The organism is Streptomyces sp. NPDC008317 (assembly GCF_042955955.1).
GTDB lineage: Bacteria > Actinomycetota > Actinomycetes > Streptomycetales > Streptomycetaceae > Actinacidiphila.
Genome location: NZ_JBIBFQ010000012.1, coordinates 14780 through 35635 on the forward strand (window position 1 = coordinate 14780; position 20856 = coordinate 35635).

The following is a 20856-nucleotide window of genomic DNA, read 5'->3' on the forward strand; positions in this document are numbered from 1 at the left end:
ACCCACCCCCCTTCGCCCACCCCGCCGGAAGGTCGGGGCGCACAGGGCCCGGACCCCCACCCCCTCCACCTACCCCGCCGGAAGGTCGGGGCGCGCAGGGGCCGGGCTCCCACCCACCCCCTCCACCACCACCTCAGCGGACCGTCAGCCGCCGACGCACCCGAACCCACCCACCCCCCTCCGCCACCCCCACCGGACCGTCGGACGCCGACGGACCGGGAGGGGACGGGCCGGGGTGCCCCCGCAGAAATACGTTGACGGCCGGGTGCCGGATTCGCGAAGGCCAGGTGATACGGATTTCGAGGAGGTGCCCCGGACCGGCACCGACCAGGCACAAGCGGCACCCGCAGACGACAAAACACCCGCACGGGTGGGCGGGCGGGAAAAGGAAGCAAGACACGAAGGGCGGAGGCGGGTTCGTTAGGGTGCGGGGAGGGGGTGAGGGGCGGTGGACGGTGGAACCGTCGCAGGAGTCGCCGCGTCCACCGCGGCGCTGCTGACGCTGCACCTGCTCGCCAGCCACCGCACCGCCGGCCTCGCCGCCGCCGCCGCGGCCGGCGCCGTCGCGATGGCCACCGCCACCGCCGCCGCGGCCGGCCTGAGGCCGTGGAACGTCGCGGGCACCGCCCTCGTGGCGGCGGGCGCCGCGGCCGTCGCATGGGCCCTGGGCCGCTCGCGGAAACGCAGGCGCGCCGAGCGCTCGGCCCTGGCCGCGTACCGTACCGGCGCACCCCAGATCCCCCGCTTCGCGGCCCTCGCGGAACGCGACCGGCTCGCGGTCGAGTTGCACGACGTCGCCGCCCAGCGCCTGACGGCGATCGTGGTCTCCGCCGCGGCGGCGCAGCGCCTCGCCGACCCCGAGCGCACGACGGCCGCGCTGCGCCACGCGGGCACCGCCGCCCGCCAGGCGATCGCGGAACTCGACGTCCTCACCGACCACGAGGACGAAAGAGCGGCGGACCTCGACGCCGTCGCGGCCCTCGCCGCCGAGGCCGGCGCCCACTACGAGTGCACCGCCGCGGCGGTCCCCGCGCCGACCGCCGCCCTCGCGTACCGCGTCGTGCGCGAGGCCCTGACCAACGCGGCGCGCTACGCCCGCGGTTCGGCGATCCGTATCGCCGTCGAGGCCGCCCCCGGCGTGGTCACGGTCACGGTCGGCGACAGCGGCGGCACGGCGCTCGAACCCCGCCTCGGCACGGGCCACGGCCTGGCCGGTCTGCGGACGACCGTGGCCGCCGCCGGGGGCACGCTCCGTTACGGCCCGGACGGCCCCGGCTGGACGGTGCGGGCCGAACTCCCGGTCGCACAAGCCGCGTCCGGCCGGACACCCGGCGGGACACCCGACCACCGCCGCCCCCTGTGGCGGGGACCCACCGCGCTCGACTGGGCGCTGGTCGTCCTGGCCGTCGCGCTGTCGCTCGGCGCGAGCCTGCTCTCGGACGACGTGCCCGACTCGTTTCGCGGGCTGCTGCCGAGCGTGCCGGTGGTGGTCCTGTCCGGGCTGCACGCGGTGCCGTTGGGGTGGCGGTCGCGGGCGCCGGGGGCGGGGCTGGTGGCGGTGCTGTCGGCGCTGGTGCTGTGGTGGGGGTGCGACAGGGCCGGGTGGACCCGGCCGCCGGTCAGTGACATTTTCCTCGTCTATTGGTGGGTCGAGCTGACGTTCGTCTTCAGCGCGGGCGCGTATCTGGCGGTGCGGCGCGGGCTGATGGCGCCGGTGGCGGTGGCCGTGACCGGCGGTCTCGCGCTGGCCAGCGCGGACGGCATCACCGGCAGCAGGACGGCGGCCTGGGCGGCGCTGACCGGGCTGCTGGCGGTGCCGTCGTTCGCGCTGTGGTGGCTGGGTCTGGCCACCGCCCGGCGGCGGGAGCGGCGCGGGGCGGTGGCGGCGCGGGGGCGGGAATGGCTCGAACGGGACGCCGACGCCGCCGTACGCGACCAGCGCCGCCTGATCGCGGCGGGCCTGCTGCGTACCGCCCGGCAATACGCGGCGAATGTGGCGGACGCGGCCGACGCGGGACGGCTCGACACCGTTCTCGACGAGGCGCGCGCGGCCCTGGGCGCGCTCCGCGAACTCCTGCGTGACCTGCGCGGCCGGGACGGCGCGAGCACTCCGCCGCCCACGGTGGCGGGGATCGCCGCGCTGGCGGGCCGGTACGGCGCGACCGTCCGCTACCGGGGGCCGCACCGGGCGGTGACCGTCGTCGTGGGGGTGGCCGCGTACCGGGTCGCGGCGCTGCTGCTCGCCGAGGGCGTCACCCTCACCGTGCTGCGCCTGGACGCGGGTGTCGAACTCACCGCGCCGCCGCCCGGCGGCCCCGGCGCCCTGCGCCGGGTACGGGCGGTGGCCGACGCGGTGGGCGGTACGCTCACCAGGACCGACGACGACGCGGTGCGCGTGTGGCTGCCGGAGGTGTTCCCATCACGATCAGGGTGACGGTCGCGGACGACCAGGCGGTCGTACGCGCGGGCATCGCGGCGATCGTCGACGCGGAGCCCGGCCTGTCGGTCGTCGGCCAGGCCGACGACGGGGAGTCGGCGGTGGCGCTCGCTCTCGAACTGCGCCCGGACGTCGCGCTGATGGACATCAGGATGCCCGGCACCGGCGGTCTGGCCGCCACGGCCCGGATCGTCGCGGGCGCCCCCGCCACCCGTGTCATCGTGCTCACCAGCTTCGACCTCGACGAGTACGTGTTCGCCGCGCTGCGCGCCGGGGCCGTCGGCTTCCTGCTCAAGGACGCCGAGCCGGAACGGGTCGTGGACGCCGTACGGGTGGTGGCCGGCGGGGCCGCCCTGCTCGACCCCGCGGTGACCGGACGGCTGATCGAGCGGTACGCCGCCGGGCCCGTCCCCGCCGACCCGGCGCGGCTGGCGCGCCTCACCCCGCGCGAGACCGAGGTCCTGCGGCACGTGGCGCGCGGCCTGGCCAACGCCGAGATCGCCGCCGTCCTGGGCATCAGCCCGGCCACCGTCAAGGACCACGTCGCCGTGGTCCTCGGCAAGCTGGGCGTACGCGACCGGGTCCAGGCGACGATCGCCGCGTACGAGACGGGTCTGGTCCGCCCCGGAGCCAGCTGAATCCGCCGCCCGCAGCCCCCGTACAAGACAGATCTGACCCGCCCCGGAGCCGGCTGAATCCGCCGCCCCCCGCCCCCGTACGAGACAGATCTGAGCCGCTGCGGCCGGCCGGGCCCCCCGCCGCGCGGCGGGGGTCGGGACCCCGCCGACCAGCGGATTTCGCCGAACGCCGGTCGTCCGGGCGCACGACGACCGGGTGACCCGCGCGTACCTAGCCTCGGCGGCATGGCACTGAGACTTCCCCCGCTTCCCGCGCTTCCCCCGCTCGCCCGCCGCATATTCGGCGGCGTCCTCCTCGTCGTCACCGTGGCGCTGACGCCCGTCACCGCGACCGCCGGTTTCTTCGCGGCGGCGTTCGCGACCGCGAACGTCCCGCTGCTCGCCCTGTGCGGCCTGGTGGTCGCCGCGGGGACGGCCGCGGCGCTCGGCCGAGGGGCGTTCGCCCTGCTCGGCAAGGGCGGCCTGCGGGCGACCTGCGTCCTCACCGGCGTCCTGCTCCTCGGCGTCTGCGCGCTCGCCGCCGGTACGGTCTTCCGCCCGATGCCGACCTCCGCCTCGGCCCCGGTCCCGGCGGACGTCAGATTCTGGAATCTGCCGACCGGTTCACGGATCGCCTATGTGCACGCACCCGCCGTCGGCACCCCGAGGCCGACCCCGGTCGTCTTCCTGCACGGCGGCCCCGGCACCCCGTCGGAGGGCATCCCCACCGGCGGCCGGGAGTTGGCCGCGGACGGCTTCGACGTCTACGCGTACGACCAGGTGGGCGCCGGACGCTCCACCCGGCTCTCCGACGTCACCGGGTACACGGTGGCGCGCCAGGTCGCGGACCTCGACGCGATCCGCCGCACGATCGGGGCGGACCGGATCATCGTCGTCGGCCAGTCGTGGGGCGGTTCGCTGGCCGCCCAGTACCTGCTGGCGCACGGCACGCACGTCGCCAAGGCCGTGTTCACCTCGCCCGGCGCGCTGTGGGGCCACGAATTCCCCGGCTCCGCGGCGGGAGACCCCTGGGACCACCTGACACCGGCCCAGCGGGCGGCCCGTGACCGGCTGGACAGCAAGCCGCGGCTGATCGCCGCCAGTCTGCTGCTCCAGATCAACGCGCGCGCCGCGCACGCCCTGGTGGGCGACGGCGAACTCGACCACTGGATGCACGAGGTGGCCCTGCTCGGCAAGGACACCACCTCCTGCGCGGACGCCGCGGCCTCGGAGGCGCACGCCAACCCCCAGGGCTTCTACAGCAACCAGATGACCGTCAAGGACTTCGAGCAGCTCCCCGACCCGCGGCCGAGGCTGCGCGCGATCCACGTTCCGTCCCTGGTCATGCGGGGAAGCTGCGACTTCATCAAGCCCGCCGTGACCGAGGAGTACCGACAGACCCTCCCGGACTCCCGCCTCGTGCGCGTCAAGGACGCGGGCCACGCCATCTCCCACGACCAGCCCGCCCTCTACACCGCCCTCCTGCGGTCCTTCCTCCTGGACCGCCCCCTGCCGACGCCCGCCTCCTGAGCCGAGGACGCGGAGGGGACGGTGCGGGGACGGCGCGGGGACGGCGCGGGTACGGGGCGGGGACGGCGCGGGTACGGGGCGGGGCGCGGTCAGGGCCTCACGCCAAGTGACCGGTGTCGTTCCAGCGTTCGATCGCCGGGGCGCCGTAGGCCCAGCCGAGGATGGACAGGGAGGCGGGGTCGAGGCGGAGGGCGCCGGCGAAGGACGGGTCGAGGTCGAGCCAGCGGGCCCCGAGGACGCGCAGGAAGTGCCCGTGGGCGAAGACGAGGACGTCGCGCTCGGCGGACCGCGCCCAGGAGACGACCTGGTCGGCGCGCGCGGCGACCTCGGCCAGCGCCTCGCCGCCCGGCACGCCGTCGCGCCAGATGGTGAAGCCGGGCCGCAGGTCCTGGAGCTGGGCGGGCGTCAGGCCCTCGTAGTCGCCGTAGTCCCATTCGACCAGCGCGTCCCACTCCTTGGCGGCGCCGCCGAAACCGGTGAGGTCACAGGTCTCGGCGGCCCGCAGCAGCGGACTCGTGCGGACCTCGACGTCGGGAAGTCCGTTCCAGGGCCCGCGCGCGAGCCGCTCCCCGAGGATCCGGGCGGTGCGCCGCCCCTCCTCGGTGAGGGGGATGTCGGTACGGCCGGTGTGCCGCCCGGACAGGGACCATTCCGTCTGGCCGTGTCTGACCAGAAGAATGCGCGGAGCCATGCGGCGGTGCCTTTCCTAGGAAACGGGCCCCCATCATCGCTCACGGCCCCGCCGTCCCCGCCCTCACGGCCCCGCCGTGCCCGCCCTCAGAGCCCCTGGCCGCCGCCGAGCAGACCCTCCAGCAGCCCTTCGAGGCCGAATTCGTACTGCGCGGACCCCTGGTCCTGGGCGCAGAGGAGTTCGGGCGCGAGGCTGACGAGGGCGGGGTAGACGTCGGGCGGCAGGGCGTCGATCTTGGCGCGGACCCGGTCGCGTACCCCGTCCTCGCACAGGGCGCGGGCCCGCCGGGTGTTCCACAGGGCGGAGCCGACGGTGTACTGCATGAGGGCCACGTGCGCGTGGGCCGCGTCGGCGCGGCCGAGCCCGGCGCGCCTGAGCAGGTCGAGCATGCGGTCGATGACGGCTATGGCGTCGTCGCCGCGCAGCGGCCTGATCGTGAGGAGCTGGAGCGCGGAGGGGTGCTCGGTGAAGAGCCCGTAGACGCCGCGGCAGACCTCCCGCAGCTCACCTCGCGGGTCGCCCGTGCCGGTGGGCGGAAGCTCTATCGTGTCCATTAGACGCTGTGCCACGGCGTCGCTGATCTCGTCCTTGCCCCGGAAGTGGGAGTAGACCGCCATGGTGCCGACGCCGAGTTCCTGGGCGAGCGCGCGCATGGTGAACGCCTCGGCGCCCTCGCGGTCGAGGAGGGTGATCGCGGCGTCGAGGATACGGTCGGGGTTGAGCGAGTTGCGGGGAGCGCGGCGCCGTGGGGAGCGGACCGGCTGGGTGACGGACATCCGATTCTCTTGTTTCTCGTACTCAGTCGTACTTCAGTCGTACAACAGTCACGCTGGGGTGCCTCGTGCGACGGGGTACGCCGAGGCCGGAACGTCGCCAACACGTCGAGGAATACGCCGAGGAAGGCAACCCGGAGAGCGGACCGGGCGTCCTCGACTGCACATACCCCTGCTACGGAACGTTGAACACCGTACGATGTCGGAGTTTCTTCCGTAGTTCTGGGCCGGTGTACGTGGCGTTTAGCGTACGTCGTACGGTAGAGGGTACGCGCCAAGACCATGACCGCCCGCCCGCGGCCTTCGGAGAACCTGGAGAGACGCCCGCATGACGATCACCGCCACCGCGCCGCGCGCCGCCGCCTACCGGGGGAAGCTGCGCTGGTGGACCGAGCTGCCGCTCATCGCGGTGATTTACGCGCTCTACTCCGGCGCCCGCCTGCTGGTCAGGGGGGACGTGGACGACGCCGTCGAACACGGCGCGGACATCCTGCACTTCGAGCAGCTCCTGCACATCGATCCGGAGCGCTGGTTCAACAAGCTCTTCACGCAGCACGCCTTCCTGGGCGTGCCCGCGGACTTCGCGTACGCGTCGCTGCACTATGTGGTGACGCCGAGCATCCTGATCTGGCTGTGGCGCCGCCGCCCGACGCACTACCGGGTGGCGCGCACGTGGCTGATGATCTCGACGCTGATCGGTCTGGTCGGCTTCACCGTGGCGCCCACCGCGCCGCCGCGGCTGATCGGCGGCGGGCACGGCTTCATCGACACGATGGCGCAGTACGGCTCCTACGGCTGGTGGGGCACCGACGCGAGCGCGCCGCGCGGTATGGGACATCTCACCAACCAGTACGCGGCGATGCCCAGCCTCCACGTGGGCTGGTCGCTGTGGTGCGGGATCATCCTGTGGCGCTACGGGCGGAACAGGGTGGTGCGCACCCTGGGCGTGCTCTACCCGGTGACGACGGCGTGTGTCGTGATGGGCACCGCCAACCACTATCTGCTGGACGCGGTGGCCGGTGTCGCCGTGATGGGCCTGGGCTATCTGCTGGCGAAGCCCGCGCTGCGGGTCGCCGACCGGCTGCTGGCGCGCGTGAAGGAAGCCCTGGGCAGGCAGACGGCCGAGGAGACGGAGCCGGTGTCCGGTGCGTCGTCCGCGGTGGTCACCGCGCACGTCGCCAATACCGCGCAGGTCTCCAACGGCACGCACGTGTCCAACGGCACGCAGGTGTCCAACGGCGCGCATGCCACGGGTGTCAGCGGTGTCGCCGCGAGCATTCCGGCGCCCGGTGGCGGCGCCTCCGTACCGAAGCCGCGGACCGTGTCCGTACCGCCCGGCGCGGACGGGCCGGACGACGCCGACGACCCGCGTGCGGCGGGCGAACACGCCGGACAGAGCCGGATGTCGTAGCCGAGTGCCACACTTTCGCGGGTGAGCACTACGCACCACCACCACTCGCTGCGGGAACGGCTGGCCGCGCTGCGCGGCCCCGACACCGCGCCACGGCCGCTCGACGCACGGGCGCTGGCCGCGCTGGCCGCCAACCCCGGCTGCCGCCGCCGCGCGCTGCTGGACGCCGCCGGGGTCGACAAGGGCGCGGTCGCCGAAGTGCTGGGCGCGCCCGCCCGGTTCGGCCAGTCCCGCTTCGCCTTCTCGCGCGGCCACGCCTTCGAGGCCCGCGTCAAACGGGACGGCTGCGCCGAGTTGCTGCGGCTGCTGGGCGCGGCGGAGACGGCCGCGGGGATTCCGGAGTCCGCCGAGGTCCCCGATCTGTCGGCGGCGGGGCCCGAGGGCCGGGCGGCCCGTACGCGGCTGGCGCTCGCCGAGGCACCTGCCGGTTCCTGGACGCTGCTCGACCATCCGCTGCTGGCCCTCGAGGTCGCGGGGTCGCTGGCGTATCTGGAGCCGGACGCGGTGGCGGTGCGGCCCGACGGGTCCTGGACGGTGGTGGAGATCAAGTCCTTCCCGATCCTGGACGGCGGCGCGGACGCGCTGAAGGTCGGCGCCGCGGCCCGGCAGTCCGCGGTGTACGTGCTCGCGCTCGACGAGGTGGCGGCCGGCCGGACCCGGCCCGACGTCCTGCTGGTCTGCCCGAAGGACTTCTCGAATCTGCCGACCGCCGAGTGGGTCGACGTCCGCAAGCAGCTCTCGGTCACCCGGCGGCAGTTGGCCCGGCTGACCCGGATCGAGGAGATCGCGGCGGCCCTCCCCGAGGGCACCACCTTCGACCTGCGGTACGGCGCGGACGGCAGTACGCCGACCCGGCCGCGGATCGACCTGACCGCCGCCGTGGACGCGGTGCCCGCCGCGTACGCGCCCGAGTGCCTGTCGACCTGCGAGCTGGCGTACCACTGCCGTGACCGGTCGCGGGCGGACGGCTGCGTGGAGTCGCTCGGCCGCAGTCTGCGCGGCGAGCTGGGCACCCTGACGACGGTGGAGGCGGTGCTGTCGGCCGCGCACGGTGAGGCCGGTGACCCGGCCGACCCGGCGGTGGCGGCGCTGCGCCGGGCGGCGGCCCTGCGGGCCGAGGCGCTGTCCGCCCGGGAAGAGGCACCCCCGCTGCCCGCCCAGGCCGCCGTACGGGACCAGGCACCGGACGACGCCGCCGTACGGGACGGTGCCGCATGTCGTTGATGAACACGCTCGCGCGGGCCGAGGCCGTCGCGACGGGCCGGGCCGTGCCCGCGGCGACCGTACGCCACCGGCACCTGGCCGAACGGCCGCTGGTGCTGGTGCCGTTGACGACGGCCGGTGAGGCGGGCGCGCCGCTGGGCGCGATGGTGGGCACGGACCGGGCGGCGCCCGAGCTGCTGGTGGTGCCGCAGCCGCTGGACCGGGAGCTGCGCTTCGGCTTCTTCGCCGGACTCGCGGGCGCCGTACTGCCGTTGATGGACGCGTACGCGGACGACGTCGAGGTGGAGCCCGCGACCCGCAGCCGCGTGGGGGCACCTCCCAGCCGCCGGGCTGGGGGAGAGTCGGAGGTCTGCGCGGACGCGCCGCAGATCGTGGTGCCGAACAGCGCGGCGCTGGAGTACGTCCGCCTGCTCGGCCGGTCCACGCGCTTCCTGCGGACGGTCGAGGACCCGGACGCGCCGCACCCCGTCCCGGTGCCGGTGCCGCTGCTCGGCCGCTGGCTGACGCATTACGGGGAGCGGGCGCGTACGCCGGGCAGCGCGCTGCTGGTGGCCATGACGGAGCTGCTGACCCGGCACTGGGCGACCGGGCAGAGCTCGATGGAGGACCAGCACCTGGGCGGCCTGCTCGGCTGGATCGACCCGCCGGACGGGCTGGACGGGGCGGTCGCCGCCGAGCGCGCGCAGACCGACCGCGCCGCCGACGGGCTGCTGCTGAGCCCGCCCGCGGGTCCCGCGACCGACCCGGTCTTCGACAACCGTGTGCTGGCACCCGCGATGGCCCGCTACGACGCGGCGCGTACGGCGGCGGAGGCCGACCCGGCCGGGGCCGCCGCGGAGCTGGCCGCGGCCGAGGCGGAGGTACGGCGGCTGGTCGGCTCCCAGCTCCGGCCGACCTGGGACGACGTGTGGCGCGGCCTCGACCTGCTGCGGGCGCTGCCCGAGGGCGCGCATGTGGCCGACCGGTGGAAGCGCGACCGCTGGTCGTTCACCGGGCACCGCGACCGGCTGCGCGCCGGTGAGCCGCCGCAGCCCAAGCGGGACGGCGCCATCGCCGCCGCGCAGAAGCTCGCGGGCCGCGAGACGGCCCAGGCGCGGGTCTCCGCGCAGGAGGCGCTGGACGACCCCCTGACGATGGCGGCCAGGCGGCTGGCGGGCGAGGCGTTCGCGGGCGAGGTCATCGGCGTCGAGATGACGTACTCCGAGGGCAAGCGGCCCATGCCCCGCCCCCTCCTGACCATCCGCACCCACGACCTCCCCCAGGCCGAGCCCGGCACCAAGGCGTACCGCTCCGTGCCGGGCGCCAAGTCCGCGCAGAGCGCCGAAGTGGTCTCGGTGGCCCCGGACGGCAGCGGCGCCACCGCGCCGGACGGCGGTCCTGCGGCCGGGCCGGAAGGCCGGTTCGTGGTGGTGGTGCGGCTCACCGGGGGGATGGGGAGCGGGCGGACGCCGAAGGAGGGGTCGGTGCCGGGGGCCGGTGACCGGGTGGACTTCACCTTCTTCGAGCACGATCCGCGCGGCGGCCCCGGGCTGCCGGAGCCGGAGCAGACACCGTGGACGCACGGCGGCCCGCCCGACGCCGGGACGCCGCCCGGCACACCGCCGACCGCTGACCCGCCCGACCCCGTGACCGCGGAGGACTACCTGTGACGCAGCCCGTGCGAGCCGACGGCCCGGACACGGACGGACACGTACCGGAGAGGTGGGACAGAAAGGACGGGTTCGACGCGGGCAGGGCCGCCGCCGAGGCGACGGCCGCGATCCTGGAGAGCACGCTGCACGGCACCGCCCGCGGGGTCGTGGTCGACTCGCCGCCCGGCGCGGGCAAGTCGACGCTCGTGGTGCGCGCGGCACGCGAACTGGCGGCGGCGGGCGAGTCGTTGATGATCGTCGCGCAGACCAACGCGCAGGTCGACGACCTCGCGGACCGGCTCGCCACCGCCGAGCCCGACCTGCCGGTGGGCCGGCTGCACGGCGCCGAGTCGCCGCCCGACAAGGCGCTCGACCGGCACCCGGCGCTGATGAAGTCCAGTTCGGTGGCGGATCTGCGGGCCTGCGAGGTGGTGATCGCGACCGCGGCGAAGTGGGCGTACGTGAAGGACACCGAGCCGTGGCGGCACGCCATCGTGGACGAGGCGTACCAGATGCGGTCGGACGCGCTGCTGCAAGTGGCGGGGCTCTTCGAGCGGGCGCTGTTCGTGGGCGACCCCGGGCAGTTGGACCCGTTCAGCGTGGTCGGCGCGGAGCAGTGGGCGGGGCTGAGCTACGACCCGTCGGCGAGCGCGGTGGTGACGCTGCTCGCGCACAATCCGGGGCTGCCGCAGCACCGGCTGCCGGTGTCCTGGCGGCTGCCCGCGTCGGCGGCGCCCCTGGTGTCGCGCGCCTTCTACCCGTACACCCCGTTCAGGAGCGGTACGGACCACGGCGACCGGCGGCTGGTGTTCGGGGTGCCGGGCGACGGCGGCGGGCCCGACCGCGTCCTGGACGAGGCGGCGGCCAGCGGCTGGGGGCTGCTGGAGCTGCCCGCCCGGCACACCCCGCGCACCGACCCTGAGGCGGTACGCGCGGTGGCCGCGGTGGTGCGGCGGCTGCTGGACCGCGGGGGTCTGACGTACTCCGCGCCCGATCCCGATCCGGCGCCGCTGACCGCGGACCGGATCGCGGTCGGCACCGCGCACCGGGACCAGGCGGCGGCGGTGCGCGCCGCCCTGGCCGACGTCGGCGTCGCCGGGGTCACGGTGGACACCGCGAACCGTCTCCAGGGCCGCGAGTTCGACGTGACCGTGGTGCTGCACCCGCTGTCCGGCCGCCCCGACGCCACGGCGTTCCATCTGGAGACCGGGCGGCTGTGCGTGCTGGCCTCCCGGCACCGGCACGCGTGCATCGTGGTGTGCCGCGCGGGCGTGGCCGAACTCCTCGACGAGCACCCGTCCTCCGAGCCGGTCCAGCTCGGTGTCACGGTCAAGTTCCCCGACGGCTGGGAGGCCAACCACGCGGTCCTGGCGCACCTCGCGGAACACCGGGTGAGCTGGCGGCCGTGAGCGCGGTCGCTCACCCGAATGGAGGGGGTCTTGCGTGGGCGCGGGACAATGGTGTGCGTGATCGATTCCGGAGGTAGCCGTATGTCAGAGCCGCAGTCGGCTCAGAACGCGCAGGGCGGTGGGTCGCGGGAGGCGGCGCCGCGGCCCAGGCGGCCCGCGTCGCTGAGCTTCGAGCCTGCCGCGACGGTGGAGGATCCGGAGCACTTCTTCGACCTGGAGTCGATGGACGATCCGGGGCGGATGCTGGCGCGGGCCACGGAGCTGGCGACGGCTTTCCGTACGGCCGCCGACCGGGCCACGGACTTCCAGGCGATAGCCGCCGCGCAGCTCACCGATCCGCGCCGCTTCGACCGGCTGACGTACGCGGGCCTGGCCGAGCGCGCGGGGTGGACCGAGGACTACGCGAAGCGGATGGTCGAGTACGGCGAGGGCCTGATCGCGGGCGGCGGCGCCCCCTAGGGCGGGTCCGCGGGCGCTTCCGGCTCCCCTGGCGGCTGCCGTGACTGTCACGCCGCCGGGGGCCGCCGCAACCGTGCCCCGCATATGCGTCGCGGCAAGGTACCCCCTCTCCCACCCTCCTGTCCCGAATTCGTCCGATTGCGCCGACCGCGCCTGAAGCGGCCGGTACCTGTAGATGCCATGGACGAATGGCAAGGGACCGGAAGCATCGCGGCCGTGACGCATGCCGTCACCGAGGTCGTCACCGAAGCCCAGCGGCGTCGGCACACGTCGTACGTCACCCCGGAGGGCGCCGAGTGGCTGGCCTCGGCCAGCGCCTTCCCGCGCAGCGTGCGGGCGCTGTGGTCGGCCCGTCCGACGGCGCCGAGCGTGCTGCCGTGCGGTACGGCGTTCGACGTGGTGAACCTGTCGGCGCTGTTCGGCCGCAGACTCCTGGAGCAGTTATGGGCGTCGGGCCCCGGCAGCGGCCCGGTGGCCGTGCACCGCGGGCGGCTGCTGCTGCTCGTCGCGCCCGGTACGGCGCAGCGGCTGCCGTACCTGCTGGACTGGGAGGAGTGGGGCCAGGCGGTGCCGCCGATGCTCTGTCACGGCAGCGGCGACGCGGTGACCGTACCGCCGCTGTACGCGCCGCAGGACGGCGCCGAGGCCGGCCAGGACTCCGGTTGCGATCCGGGGGCAGGGCTGTCCCGCTGGCTGGTGGCGCCCGATACCCGGCACCCCTGGCTGCCGGGCGCGGACGTGGTCCTCTGGGCGTGCGTGCGGGCGGCCAGGTCGGCGCCCGCGAAGACCGTTCCCGCCCTGGTCAGCACCCCTGGAACGGCCTGAGTCATATCGATTTCCGCTCCCCGTGGCCGGATGCTAAGGTCTACGACGTCAGCAGGCGCCGCTAGCTCAGTTGGTTAGAGCAGCTGACTCTTAATCAGCGGGTCCGGGGTTCGAGTCCCTGGCGGCGCACAGACGGTCGAAGGCCCCTCGCGGAAGCGGGGGGCCTTCTTCGTATGAACGTCCAGGCATGCGGACGCGCCGTCCGGGTGGCCGACGGCCCGCACCACGACGACCCTGGAGCCATGGTGGACTGGCTGGCCGACGCGTACCGGACGCGGATCGCGGACACCGGCCGTGAGCCGCTCTTCCTGCTGCTGGTCGGACTGATCGGCTCCTTCCTGTTCATCCGGTTCAGCGTGCGGATGATCCGGCGCGGGGTGAAGTGGTGGCCGGGCAATGTGCAGCCCGGCGGCCTGCACATCCACCATGTGGTGTTCGGCCAGGCGATGATGCTGATCGGCGGCATCGGGTCGTTCGCCGTGCGCGGCGGCCCGGCGGTGCACGACGTGCTCGCGCTGGTCTTCGGGATCGGCTGCGGCCTGGTGCTGGACGAGTTCGCGCTGGTGCTGCACCTGAAGGACGTCTACTGGAGCGAGCAGGGCCGCCAGTCGGTCGACGCGGTGATCCTCGCGGTGTCGGTGATCGGGCTGCTGCTGATCGGCCAGGCCCCGCTGGGCGGATTCGTCGTCGGGGAGTCGTACCAGCAGTATCTGAGCGCCGGGGTGCTGATCGGCTTCGTGGTGGTGTGCCTGTCCAAGGGCAAGGTGTGGACGGGGCTGCTCGGGGTCATGGTGCCGGTGCTGGCGATCGTCGGCGCGCTGCGGCTGGCCCGCCCGGCCAGTCCGTGGGCGCGCTGGCGGTACACCTCCCGGCCGCGCCGGATGGCCAGGGCCGAGCGGCGCGAGGACCGGATCCACCGGCGGATGGTCGCGATGAAGACGGCCATGATGGACGCGGTGGCGGGCGCGCCGCTGCCGTCGTCGACGCCCGCGCGCAAGCCCGCGCGGCGGCCGACGATCGTGGAGCTGCCGCCGTCCAGGATCGAGACACTGCTGGCCCGCGTGCTGCGGCCGTTGCGGCAGCCGGGTGCGGCCTTCACCGTCTGGTACCTGCGGGTGGTGTGCGCGGTCAACGCGGTGACCGGGGTGATCGCGCCGTTCCGCGACCGGGTGCGGGCCGCCTCGAACGGCGAGTTCTTCACCGCCTTCCTGGTCAGCCCCGGTTTCACCGGCGCGGTGCTCGCGCTGGTGCTGTCGGTGAGCCTGCGCCGCCGCAAGCGGGCCGCCTGGATCGTCACGACCGTGCTGACCGGCGGATACACACTGCTGTGCCTGGCCGGTGTGGCGGCGCTGCCGGTGACGCGCGGGCATCCGTTCAACTGGGTGTCGCTGGGGGTGACCGGGCTGGTGCTGTTCGCGCTGCTGGTGTCCAGGACGGTGTTCAACGTGCGCGGCGAGCGGGGCAATGTGGCGCTGGGGCTGACGACCTTCGTCGTCGGCGGCGCGGTGGCGATCGGCCTCGGCACGCTGCTGGTGCACGCGACGGACGAGCTGCCGCCGCGCCAGTGGGGGGCCAGTACGCGGTACACGCTGGTGCGGGTGCTGACGGTGTCCGGTCTCTTCGACCTGCCGGAGATCCGGGTGCCCGGCTGGACGGACCTGGCGATCAACGTCCTGAGCGTCGCGCTGATGCTGCTCATCCTGCTCGCCTTCTTCCGCTCGCCGCGCGGCCGGGACCGGCTGCTGCCCGCGGACGAGCGGCGGCTGCGGGCGCTGCTGCGGGTGTACGGGCGGCGCGACTCGCTCGGCTACTTCGCGCTGCGCCGCGACAAGGCGGTGTCCTGGACCCCGGAACGGGACGCGGCCGTCCTCTACCGCGTGGTGAACGGGGTCGCGCTCGCCTCCGGTGACCTCGTCGGCGACCGGGCGGCCTGGCCGCGGGCCGTCGACCACTGGCTGGACACGGCGCGGCGGCACGCCTGGGTCCCGGCCGTCACCAGCGCGGGGCCCGCGGCGGCCGTGGTGTACGAGGCGGCCGGTTTCCGCGCGCTGCCGTCCGGTGACGAGGCGGTGGTGGAGGCGGCCTCCTTCGCCGCCGTCTTCGCCGATACGGGCTCCGCCGAGCTGAGCGCGCTGCGGCAGGCGCACGGGGTGCTCGGCGGCGCGGGCTACTCGGTGGTGCTGCGCAGGCACCGGGAGATCGCCCCGGACGAACTGCGGCGGCTGGCGCATCTGGCCGACAGGTGGCGGCGGCACCCCGCCGAGCGCGGCTTCTCCGTGGCGCTCGGGCGGCTCGGTGACGCGGCCGACGGGGACTGTCTCCTGGCGGAGTGCCTCGATCCGCACGGGCGGACCTGCGCGATGGTCACGTTCGTGCCGTGGGGGCCCGACGGGCTCACCCTCGACCTCATCCGGCGCGACCGGGAGTCCGGGCGGGCCCCAGTGGATTTCCTCCTCGCCGAGGTGCTGCTGCGCGCCGCAGCCGGTAGGGCTCCGCTGGGCGCGGTCACCCGCGTGTCCCTCAACTTCACCGCCTTCCGCGGCGCCCTGTCCTCACGGCTGCGCCGCGCCCCGCTGCGGCTTCTCGCCCGCCTCGGGCAGGTCGCCGCCCGCGAGCGGGGCTACGCGGCGTTCGCGCCGCGCTGGCAGGCCCGCTATGTGCTCTTCGAGCGGAGAGCCGACCTTCCGCGGGTGGCTGCCGCCAATGCCATCGCCGAGGGGTTCCTCACCGGACCCCGTCTCCGCCACCGCGGCACCCTCCTCACCCCTGAGGACGGTGCTCCCTAGCCCGGAGCCGTACGCCTGGGGAGGCGCGTCACGCCGGGTTGGGGAAAGCTGAAGGCGCCAGGTGCGTGGGAGGAGAGGCGGAGCCGATGCCCGGGAAGGTGGCGTGGGGGCGGGTGGCGCCCAGAATTCCGGGCTGGTTCGGAGAATTCTTCGGGATTCTGGCCCTGTTCTGCGCCACCCTGGCCGTCGTCTCCCCGTTGCGGCCCCTGCTGGACCCGGTGCGCCGGTGGGTGGAGATCCTGACGGTGCCGGCGTCGCCGAATCTGGCGTACGCGGCGTTCCTGGTGCTGCTGGGCGGCGCGATGGCGGCCCGCAAACGGGTGGCGTACTGGATCGTGGCGGTCTTCCTCGGTCTGACCGTGGTGGCGAATCTGGTGCTGATCGCGGTGCGCGACTGGAGCGCGATCCCGGCGCTGCTGATCACGGGCACGGTGCTGGGCGCGGTGATCGCCGCGCGGGGCGAGTTCTCGGCGCGGGTGCGCAAGGGGGCGTTCTGGCGGGCGCTGCTGGTGCTGGTGTGCGGGCTGGCGATCGGGGTGCTGCTGGGGTGGGGGCTGCTGACGCTGTTCCCGGGGACGCTGGAGGGCGGGAACCGGCTGCGGTGGGCGGTCAACAAGGTGGTCGGCGGAGTGAACGACCTGCCCGACATCGGCAGGCCGCCGTACTGGACGAATTTCTGGCTGGGCCTGTTCGGCGCGGCGGCCCTGCTGTGCGCGGCGGCGGCGCTGTTCAGGTCGCAGCGGATGGAGGCGGCGCTGCGGGGGGACGACGAGGACCGTATCCGGGCGCTGCTGGCGCGGTACGGGGACAAGGACTCGTTGGGCTACTTCGCGACGCGGCGCGACAAGTCGGTGGTGTTCTCGCCGAGCGGCAAGTCCGCGGTGACGTTCCGGGTGGAGGTGGGGGTCTGTCTGGCCAGCGGTGATCCGCTGGGCGACCCGGAGGCGTGGGGTCCGGCGATCGACGCGTGGCTGGCGCACGCGGGGGCGTACGGCTGGGTGCCGGCGGTGATGGGCGCGGGCGAGGAGGGCGCGAAGGCGTACGCGCGGGCGGGGCTCGGCGCGCTGGAGCTGGGCGACGAGGCGATTCTCGACGTGACGGACTTCGACCTGGCGGGCCGCGAGATGCGCGGTATCCGGCAGGCGGTGCACCGGGTGCGGCGGACCGGGGCGACCACCCGCATCCGGCGGCACCACGACCTGTCGCCCGAGGAGCTGCGGGAGGTCGAACGGCTGGCGGACGCCTGGCGGGACACCGACACCGAGCGCGGCTTCTCGATGGCGCTGGGGCGGCTCGGCGACCCGGCGGACGGCGAGTGCCTGCTGGTGGAGGCGCTGGACGACAAGGGGCGGGTGACCGCGCTGCTGTCGTTCGTGCCGTGGGGGCACGACGGGGTGTCGCTCGACGTGATGCGGCGGGACCGTACGGCGCCCAACGGGATCATGGAGTTCATGGTCACCGAGCTGGCCGCGGGCGCGGGCGCGCTGGGTGTCCGGCGGGTCTCGCTGAACTTCGCGGTGTTCAGGTCCGCTTTCGAGGAGGGCGCCCGGATCGGCGCGGGGCCCGTCCTGCGGATGTGGCGGCGGCTGTTGCTGTTCTTCTCCCGCTGGTGGCAGCTGGAGGCGATGTACCGCTCGAACGTGAAGTACCAGCCGCACTGGTACCCGCGGTACCTGTGTTACGCCGACGGCAAGGACATGGCCAGGATCGGCCTGGCCTCGGGCATCGCCGAGGGTTTCGTGGAACTCCCGAGCCTGCGCTTCCGGCGCCGCCGCCGGTCCGCGGCGGGCGGTACGGGAGCGGGCGCGGTGGGCGGTACGGCGGTGGCCGGTGCGACGGCGGGCGTGGTGGGCGGTACGGCGGCGGGGATGACGACGGCGAGCGTGACGGCCGCCGCGGCCGAGCGCGGCCGTCACGCCCCCGCGGACCCGCACGGCCCCGCCGAGCAGGTCCGTGTGCGCCTGGCCAAGGTCGAGGGGATGCGGCGCGACGGCGTCGACCCGTATCCGGTGAGCGCGGGGCCGACGCACACGCTGGCGGTGGCGCGTACGGCGGGGGCGGGCAGCGCGGTGGCGGTCGCGGGCCGGGTGCTGCGGGTGCGCGACCACGGCGGGGTCGTCTTCGTGACGCTGCGGGACTGGTCGGGCGACCTCCAGATCATGCTGACCAGGGATCGTCTCGGACGGGACGGTCTGCGGGAGTTCGAGTCGGGCGTGGACCTCGGCGACCTGCTCCGGGTCGAGGGGGCGATGACGGTCAGCCGCGGCGGTGAGCCGACCGCGGAGGCGCACTCCTGGACGCTGACCGGCAAGTGCCTGCACCCGCTGCCGGACAAGCGGCGCGGCCTGACCGATCCGGAGGCGCGGGTGCGGCAGCGCTATCTGGCGCTGGTGGTCTCCCCCGAGGCGCGGTCCCTGCTCACCGCCCGCAGCGCGGCCGTCGACGCGGTCCGTACGACGCTGGCCGACCGCGGCTTCCTGGAGGTCGAGACGCCGATGCTCCAGCCGGTGCACGGCGGCGCGAACGCCCGCCCGTTCACCACGCACATCAACGCCTACGACCTCGACCTGTATCTGCGGATCGCGCCCGAGCTGTATCTGAAGCGGCTGTGCGTCGGCGGGGTGGAGCGGGTCTTCGAGCTGGGCAGGACCTTCCGCAACGAGGGTGTGTCGTACAAGCACAACCCCGAGTTCACGATGCTGGAGGCGTATCAGGCGTTCGCGGACTACGACGTGATGCTCGATCTGGCGCGGGAGCTGATCCAGGCGGCGGCCGTCGCGGCGAACGGCGGGCAGACCGCCCGGCGGCCGGACGGCGCGGAGGTCGACCTGTCGGGGCGGTGGCCGGTGCGGACGGTGTTCGGGGCGATCTCGCTGGCGCTGGGCGAGGAGGTCGACGCGGGGACGCCGCTGGCGCGGCTGCGCGCGCTGTGCGACCGGGCGGGGGTGCCGTACGGCCCGGAGGACGGCCCGGCCGACGTGGCGCTGGAGATGTACGAGCGGCTGGTGGAGGAGCGCACCACCACGCCGTGCTTCTACAAGGACTTCCCGGCCGAGGTCTCGCCGCTGACCAGGCAGCACCGCACCGATCCGCGGCTGGCCGAGCGCTGGGACCTGGTGGCGTACGGCACGGAGCTGGGCACGGCGTACACCGAGCTGACCGATCCGGTGGAGCAGCGGGCCCGGCTGACCCGGCAGTCGCTGCTGGCGGCGGGCGGCGACCCGGAGGCGATGGAGCTGGACGAGGACTTCCTGACGGCGCTGGAGTACGCGATGCCGCCGACCGGCGGGCTGGGGATCGGGGTGGACCGGCTGGTGATGTTCCTCACGGGGCGGACGATCCGTGAGACGCTGCCTTTCCCGTTGGTACGTCGCCGCTGACCGTGCCGCGCGGCGGGTCGCGGGGGGTGCGCGGCCGGATTCGCGGGGGCGCGGGGCGGGTTCCCCGGGGCCGGGCGCGGGGCGGGGGGCCTTGCATCACCCGTTCGGAGCATGTTTACGGTGGTCCGCATGACGTACAAAACCGGACGATCTGGGATGTTGAGCCGCACGGCCGTACGGCGGACCGCCGCCGCGGTGGCCACCGCGGCGCTCGCCGGGACCGCGCTCGCGGCGTGCGGCACACAGCACGGCGGGGCAGCGGCGAGCGGGGCGGACGACGCGCGGGCCTCGTCGCGCGCGCCGTCCTCGACCGCGTCGGGTGAGGCGTCCGGCCCGGCCGCGGGCATCCCGTCCCAGCGGACCTCTCCGCCGGGCGATCCGTCCGGCTCGCAGCCGTCCGGACCGGGTCCCGGTCAGAACGGTCCCGCACCGACCGATCCGTCGCAGACGGGTCCCGTGCCCACCGATCCGTCCGGGACCGTCCCGTCGCAGACGGTCCCCGGGCAGCCGACCGGGCCCCTGGACCCCTCGGCCGGTCCCGCCGACCCCTCGGGGAGCCCCGCCACCGGCGCCCCGGCCGGCGAGTCGATCCAGCACTCCACCGAGGACGGCGGCAGGTCCGTCGCGCTGACCTTCGACGACGGCCCCGACCCGCGCTGGACCCCGCAGGTCCTGGCACTGCTGGCCGCGCACCACGCGAAGGCGACCTTCTGCGAGATCGGCCCCAACGCCGCCGCCCACCCCGACCTGGTCCGGCAGATCACCACGGCGGGCCACCGGCTGTGCGACCACTCCGTGCACCACAACGAGCGGCAGAGCAGCAGGTCCGCGGCGTACAACACCCACGAGATAGTCGACGCGCAGCGCGAGATAACCAAGGCCGCGGGCGCCGGCGCGAAGCTCTGGTACTACCGGGCGCCCGGCGGCGACTTCACCCCGACGATCCGTCACATCGCCGCCGGCCACGGGCTGCGCCCGCTGGGCTGGACGGTGGACTCCCGCGACTGGGAGCGGCCCGGCACCGCCAAGGTGCTGGCGAACATCGACCGTCAACTGCGCCCCGGCTCCATCGTGCTGATGCACGACGGCGGCGGCGACCGCGCCCAGACGGTGCGGGCGCTGTCGCGGCTGCTGGACAGGCTCGACGCGCAGGGCTGGACATACAGCTTCCCCGCGCGCTGATCGTGGCGCGCGCGAGGTAGCGTTCAGGAGGCGTTCCCGCCATCCGTCGGTACCTCTTGGAGGCTTCACCATGGCAACCACCCGCACCGCGACGACCCAGTGGAAGGGCCCGCTGATGGGCGGCGCCGGGACCGTCTCGCTCGACACCTCGGGCGTCGGCTCGTACGACGTGACGTGGGCCTCCCGCGCGGAGGAGGCGAACGGCAAGACCAGCCCCGAGGAGCTGATCGCCGCGGCCCACTCCTCCTGCTTCTCGATGGCGCTCTCGCACGGCCTGGCGGGCGCGGGCACCCCGCCCGAGTCGGTGCAGACGCAGGCCGACGTGACCTTCCAGCCGGGTGAGGGCATCACCGGCATCGTCTTGACGGTGAAGGCGCGTGTCCCCGGCATCTCCGCCGGTGACTTCGAGGCGGCGGCGCAGGGCGCCAAGGAGAACTGCCCGGTCAGCAAGGCGCTCGCGGGCACGACGATCACGCTCAACGCCGAACTGCTGGACTGAGT

At 74.6% G+C, this 20856-nt stretch carries 15 protein-coding genes and 1 tRNA gene; 14 read left to right on the forward strand and 2 right to left on the reverse strand.

The window, feature by feature from the left end:
* Positions 1 to 448 precede the first annotated feature (448 nt).
* The 3 genes from ACFY9V_RS31455 (at position 449) to ACFY9V_RS31465 (ending at position 4584) form a co-directional block, all read left to right on the forward strand.
* Positions 449 to 2434 carry a histidine kinase gene (locus tag ACFY9V_RS31455; RefSeq protein WP_391163920.1) on the forward strand — a complete coding sequence of 662 codons (1986 nt, stop codon included), beginning with the start codon at positions 449 to 451 and terminating at the stop codon, positions 2432 to 2434.
* Positions 2431 to 3075: a response regulator gene (locus tag ACFY9V_RS31460; RefSeq protein WP_391163921.1), complete on the forward strand. Its 645-nt coding sequence runs from the start codon at positions 2431 to 2433 to the stop codon at positions 3073 to 3075. The genes ACFY9V_RS31455 and ACFY9V_RS31460 overlap by 4 nt, the downstream gene beginning before the upstream one ends.
* A gap of 225 nt (positions 3076 to 3300) precedes the next feature.
* Positions 3301 to 4584 (forward strand): alpha/beta fold hydrolase, encoded by a 1284-nt coding sequence (locus ACFY9V_RS31465; RefSeq protein ID WP_391163922.1) that lies wholly within the window; start codon positions 3301 to 3303, stop codon positions 4582 to 4584.
* A gap of 97 nt (positions 4585 to 4681) precedes the next feature.
* Here the strand turns inward: ACFY9V_RS31465 and ACFY9V_RS31470 are convergent, their stop codons facing one another.
* Positions 4682 to 5275 carry a histidine phosphatase family protein gene (locus tag ACFY9V_RS31470; protein WP_355343256.1) on the reverse strand — a complete coding sequence of 198 codons (594 nt, stop codon included), beginning with the start codon at positions 5273 to 5275 and terminating at the stop codon, positions 4682 to 4684.
* Positions 5276 to 5361: 86 nt separating this feature from the next.
* Positions 5362 to 6051: a TetR/AcrR family transcriptional regulator gene (locus ACFY9V_RS31475; RefSeq protein WP_355343253.1), complete on the reverse strand. Its 690-nt coding sequence runs from the start codon at positions 6049 to 6051 to the stop codon at positions 5362 to 5364.
* A 325-nt stretch (positions 6052 to 6376) separates the two neighbouring features.
* On the opposite strand from ACFY9V_RS31475, the gene ACFY9V_RS31480 reads away from it, so the two are divergent.
* The 11 genes from ACFY9V_RS31480 (at position 6377) to ACFY9V_RS31530 (ending at position 20854) form a co-directional block, all read left to right on the forward strand.
* Complete coding sequence (locus ACFY9V_RS31480) at positions 6377 to 7459, forward strand: phosphatase PAP2 family protein (protein WP_391163923.1); 1083 nt, start codon at positions 6377 to 6379, stop codon at positions 7457 to 7459.
* 21 nt (positions 7460 to 7480) lie between these two features.
* The gene (locus tag ACFY9V_RS31485; protein ID WP_391163924.1) at positions 7481 to 8683 is read left to right on the forward strand and encodes a hypothetical protein; all 1203 of its coding nucleotides are present in this window, start codon (positions 7481 to 7483) and stop codon (positions 8681 to 8683) included.
* Positions 8674 to 10332, forward strand: a complete 1659-nt coding sequence (locus ACFY9V_RS31490) for a hypothetical protein (protein WP_391163925.1) — start codon at positions 8674 to 8676, stop codon at positions 10330 to 10332. Before ACFY9V_RS31485 ends, ACFY9V_RS31490 begins: the two co-directional genes overlap by 10 nt.
* 110 nt (positions 10333 to 10442) lie before the next feature.
* A complete protein-coding gene (locus ACFY9V_RS31495; protein ID WP_391163999.1) occupies positions 10443 to 11723 on the forward strand; it encodes an AAA domain-containing protein in 1281 nt (426 codons plus the stop codon).
* An 81-nt stretch (positions 11724 to 11804) separates the two neighbouring features.
* Entirely contained in the window at positions 11805 to 12182 is a 378-nt protein-coding gene (locus ACFY9V_RS31500) for a hypothetical protein (protein ID WP_355343241.1), read from the forward strand.
* A 216-nt stretch (positions 12183 to 12398) separates the two neighbouring features.
* Complete coding sequence (locus ACFY9V_RS31505) at positions 12399 to 13007, forward strand: bifunctional DNA primase/polymerase (RefSeq protein WP_391047021.1); 609 nt, start codon at positions 12399 to 12401, stop codon at positions 13005 to 13007.
* Positions 13008 to 13062: 55 nt separating this feature from the next.
* Positions 13063 to 13136 (forward strand) — tRNA-Lys (locus ACFY9V_RS31510).
* A gap of 44 nt (positions 13137 to 13180) precedes the next feature.
* Complete coding sequence (locus ACFY9V_RS31515) at positions 13181 to 15793, forward strand: phosphatidylglycerol lysyltransferase domain-containing protein (protein WP_391163926.1); 2613 nt, start codon at positions 13181 to 13183, stop codon at positions 15791 to 15793.
* Between the two features lie 86 nt (positions 15794 to 15879).
* The gene (lysX, locus tag ACFY9V_RS31520; protein ID WP_391163927.1) at positions 15880 to 19173 is read left to right on the forward strand and encodes a bifunctional lysylphosphatidylglycerol synthetase/lysine--tRNA ligase LysX; all 3294 of its coding nucleotides are present in this window, start codon (positions 15880 to 15882) and stop codon (positions 19171 to 19173) included.
* 129 nt (positions 19174 to 19302) lie between these two features.
* A complete protein-coding gene (locus tag ACFY9V_RS31525) occupies positions 19303 to 20355 on the forward strand; it encodes a polysaccharide deacetylase family protein (protein ID WP_391163928.1) in 1053 nt (350 codons plus the stop codon).
* Between the two features lie 70 nt (positions 20356 to 20425).
* The gene (locus ACFY9V_RS31530; RefSeq protein ID WP_355343227.1) at positions 20426 to 20854 is read left to right on the forward strand and encodes an OsmC family protein; all 429 of its coding nucleotides are present in this window, start codon (positions 20426 to 20428) and stop codon (positions 20852 to 20854) included.
* The last annotated feature ends 2 nt before the right edge of the window (positions 20855 to 20856 follow it).

Coding starts and splice junctions, on each gene's coding strand:
- ACFY9V_RS31465 (WP_391163922.1), top strand. CDS start 3,301: ATGGCACTGAGACTTCCCCCGCTTCCCGCGCTTCCCCCGCTCGCCCGC.
- ACFY9V_RS31470 (WP_355343256.1), bottom strand. CDS start 5,275: ATGGCTCCGCGCATTCTTCTGGTCAGACACGGCCAGACGGAATGGTCC.
- ACFY9V_RS31475 (WP_355343253.1), bottom strand. CDS start 6,051: ATGTCCGTCACCCAGCCGGTCCGCTCCCCACGGCGCCGCGCTCCCCGC.
- ACFY9V_RS31480 (WP_391163923.1), top strand. CDS start 6,377: ATGACGATCACCGCCACCGCGCCGCGCGCCGCCGCCTACCGGGGGAAG.
- ACFY9V_RS31490 (WP_391163925.1), top strand. CDS start 8,674: ATGTCGTTGATGAACACGCTCGCGCGGGCCGAGGCCGTCGCGACGGGC.
- ACFY9V_RS31500 (WP_355343241.1), top strand. CDS start 11,805: ATGTCAGAGCCGCAGTCGGCTCAGAACGCGCAGGGCGGTGGGTCGCGG.
- ACFY9V_RS31515 (WP_391163926.1), top strand. CDS start 13,181: ATGAACGTCCAGGCATGCGGACGCGCCGTCCGGGTGGCCGACGGCCCG.
- lysX (WP_391163927.1), top strand. CDS start 15,880: ATGCCCGGGAAGGTGGCGTGGGGGCGGGTGGCGCCCAGAATTCCGGGC.
- ACFY9V_RS31525 (WP_391163928.1), top strand. CDS start 19,303: ATGACGTACAAAACCGGACGATCTGGGATGTTGAGCCGCACGGCCGTA.
- ACFY9V_RS31530 (WP_355343227.1), top strand. CDS start 20,426: ATGGCAACCACCCGCACCGCGACGACCCAGTGGAAGGGCCCGCTGATG.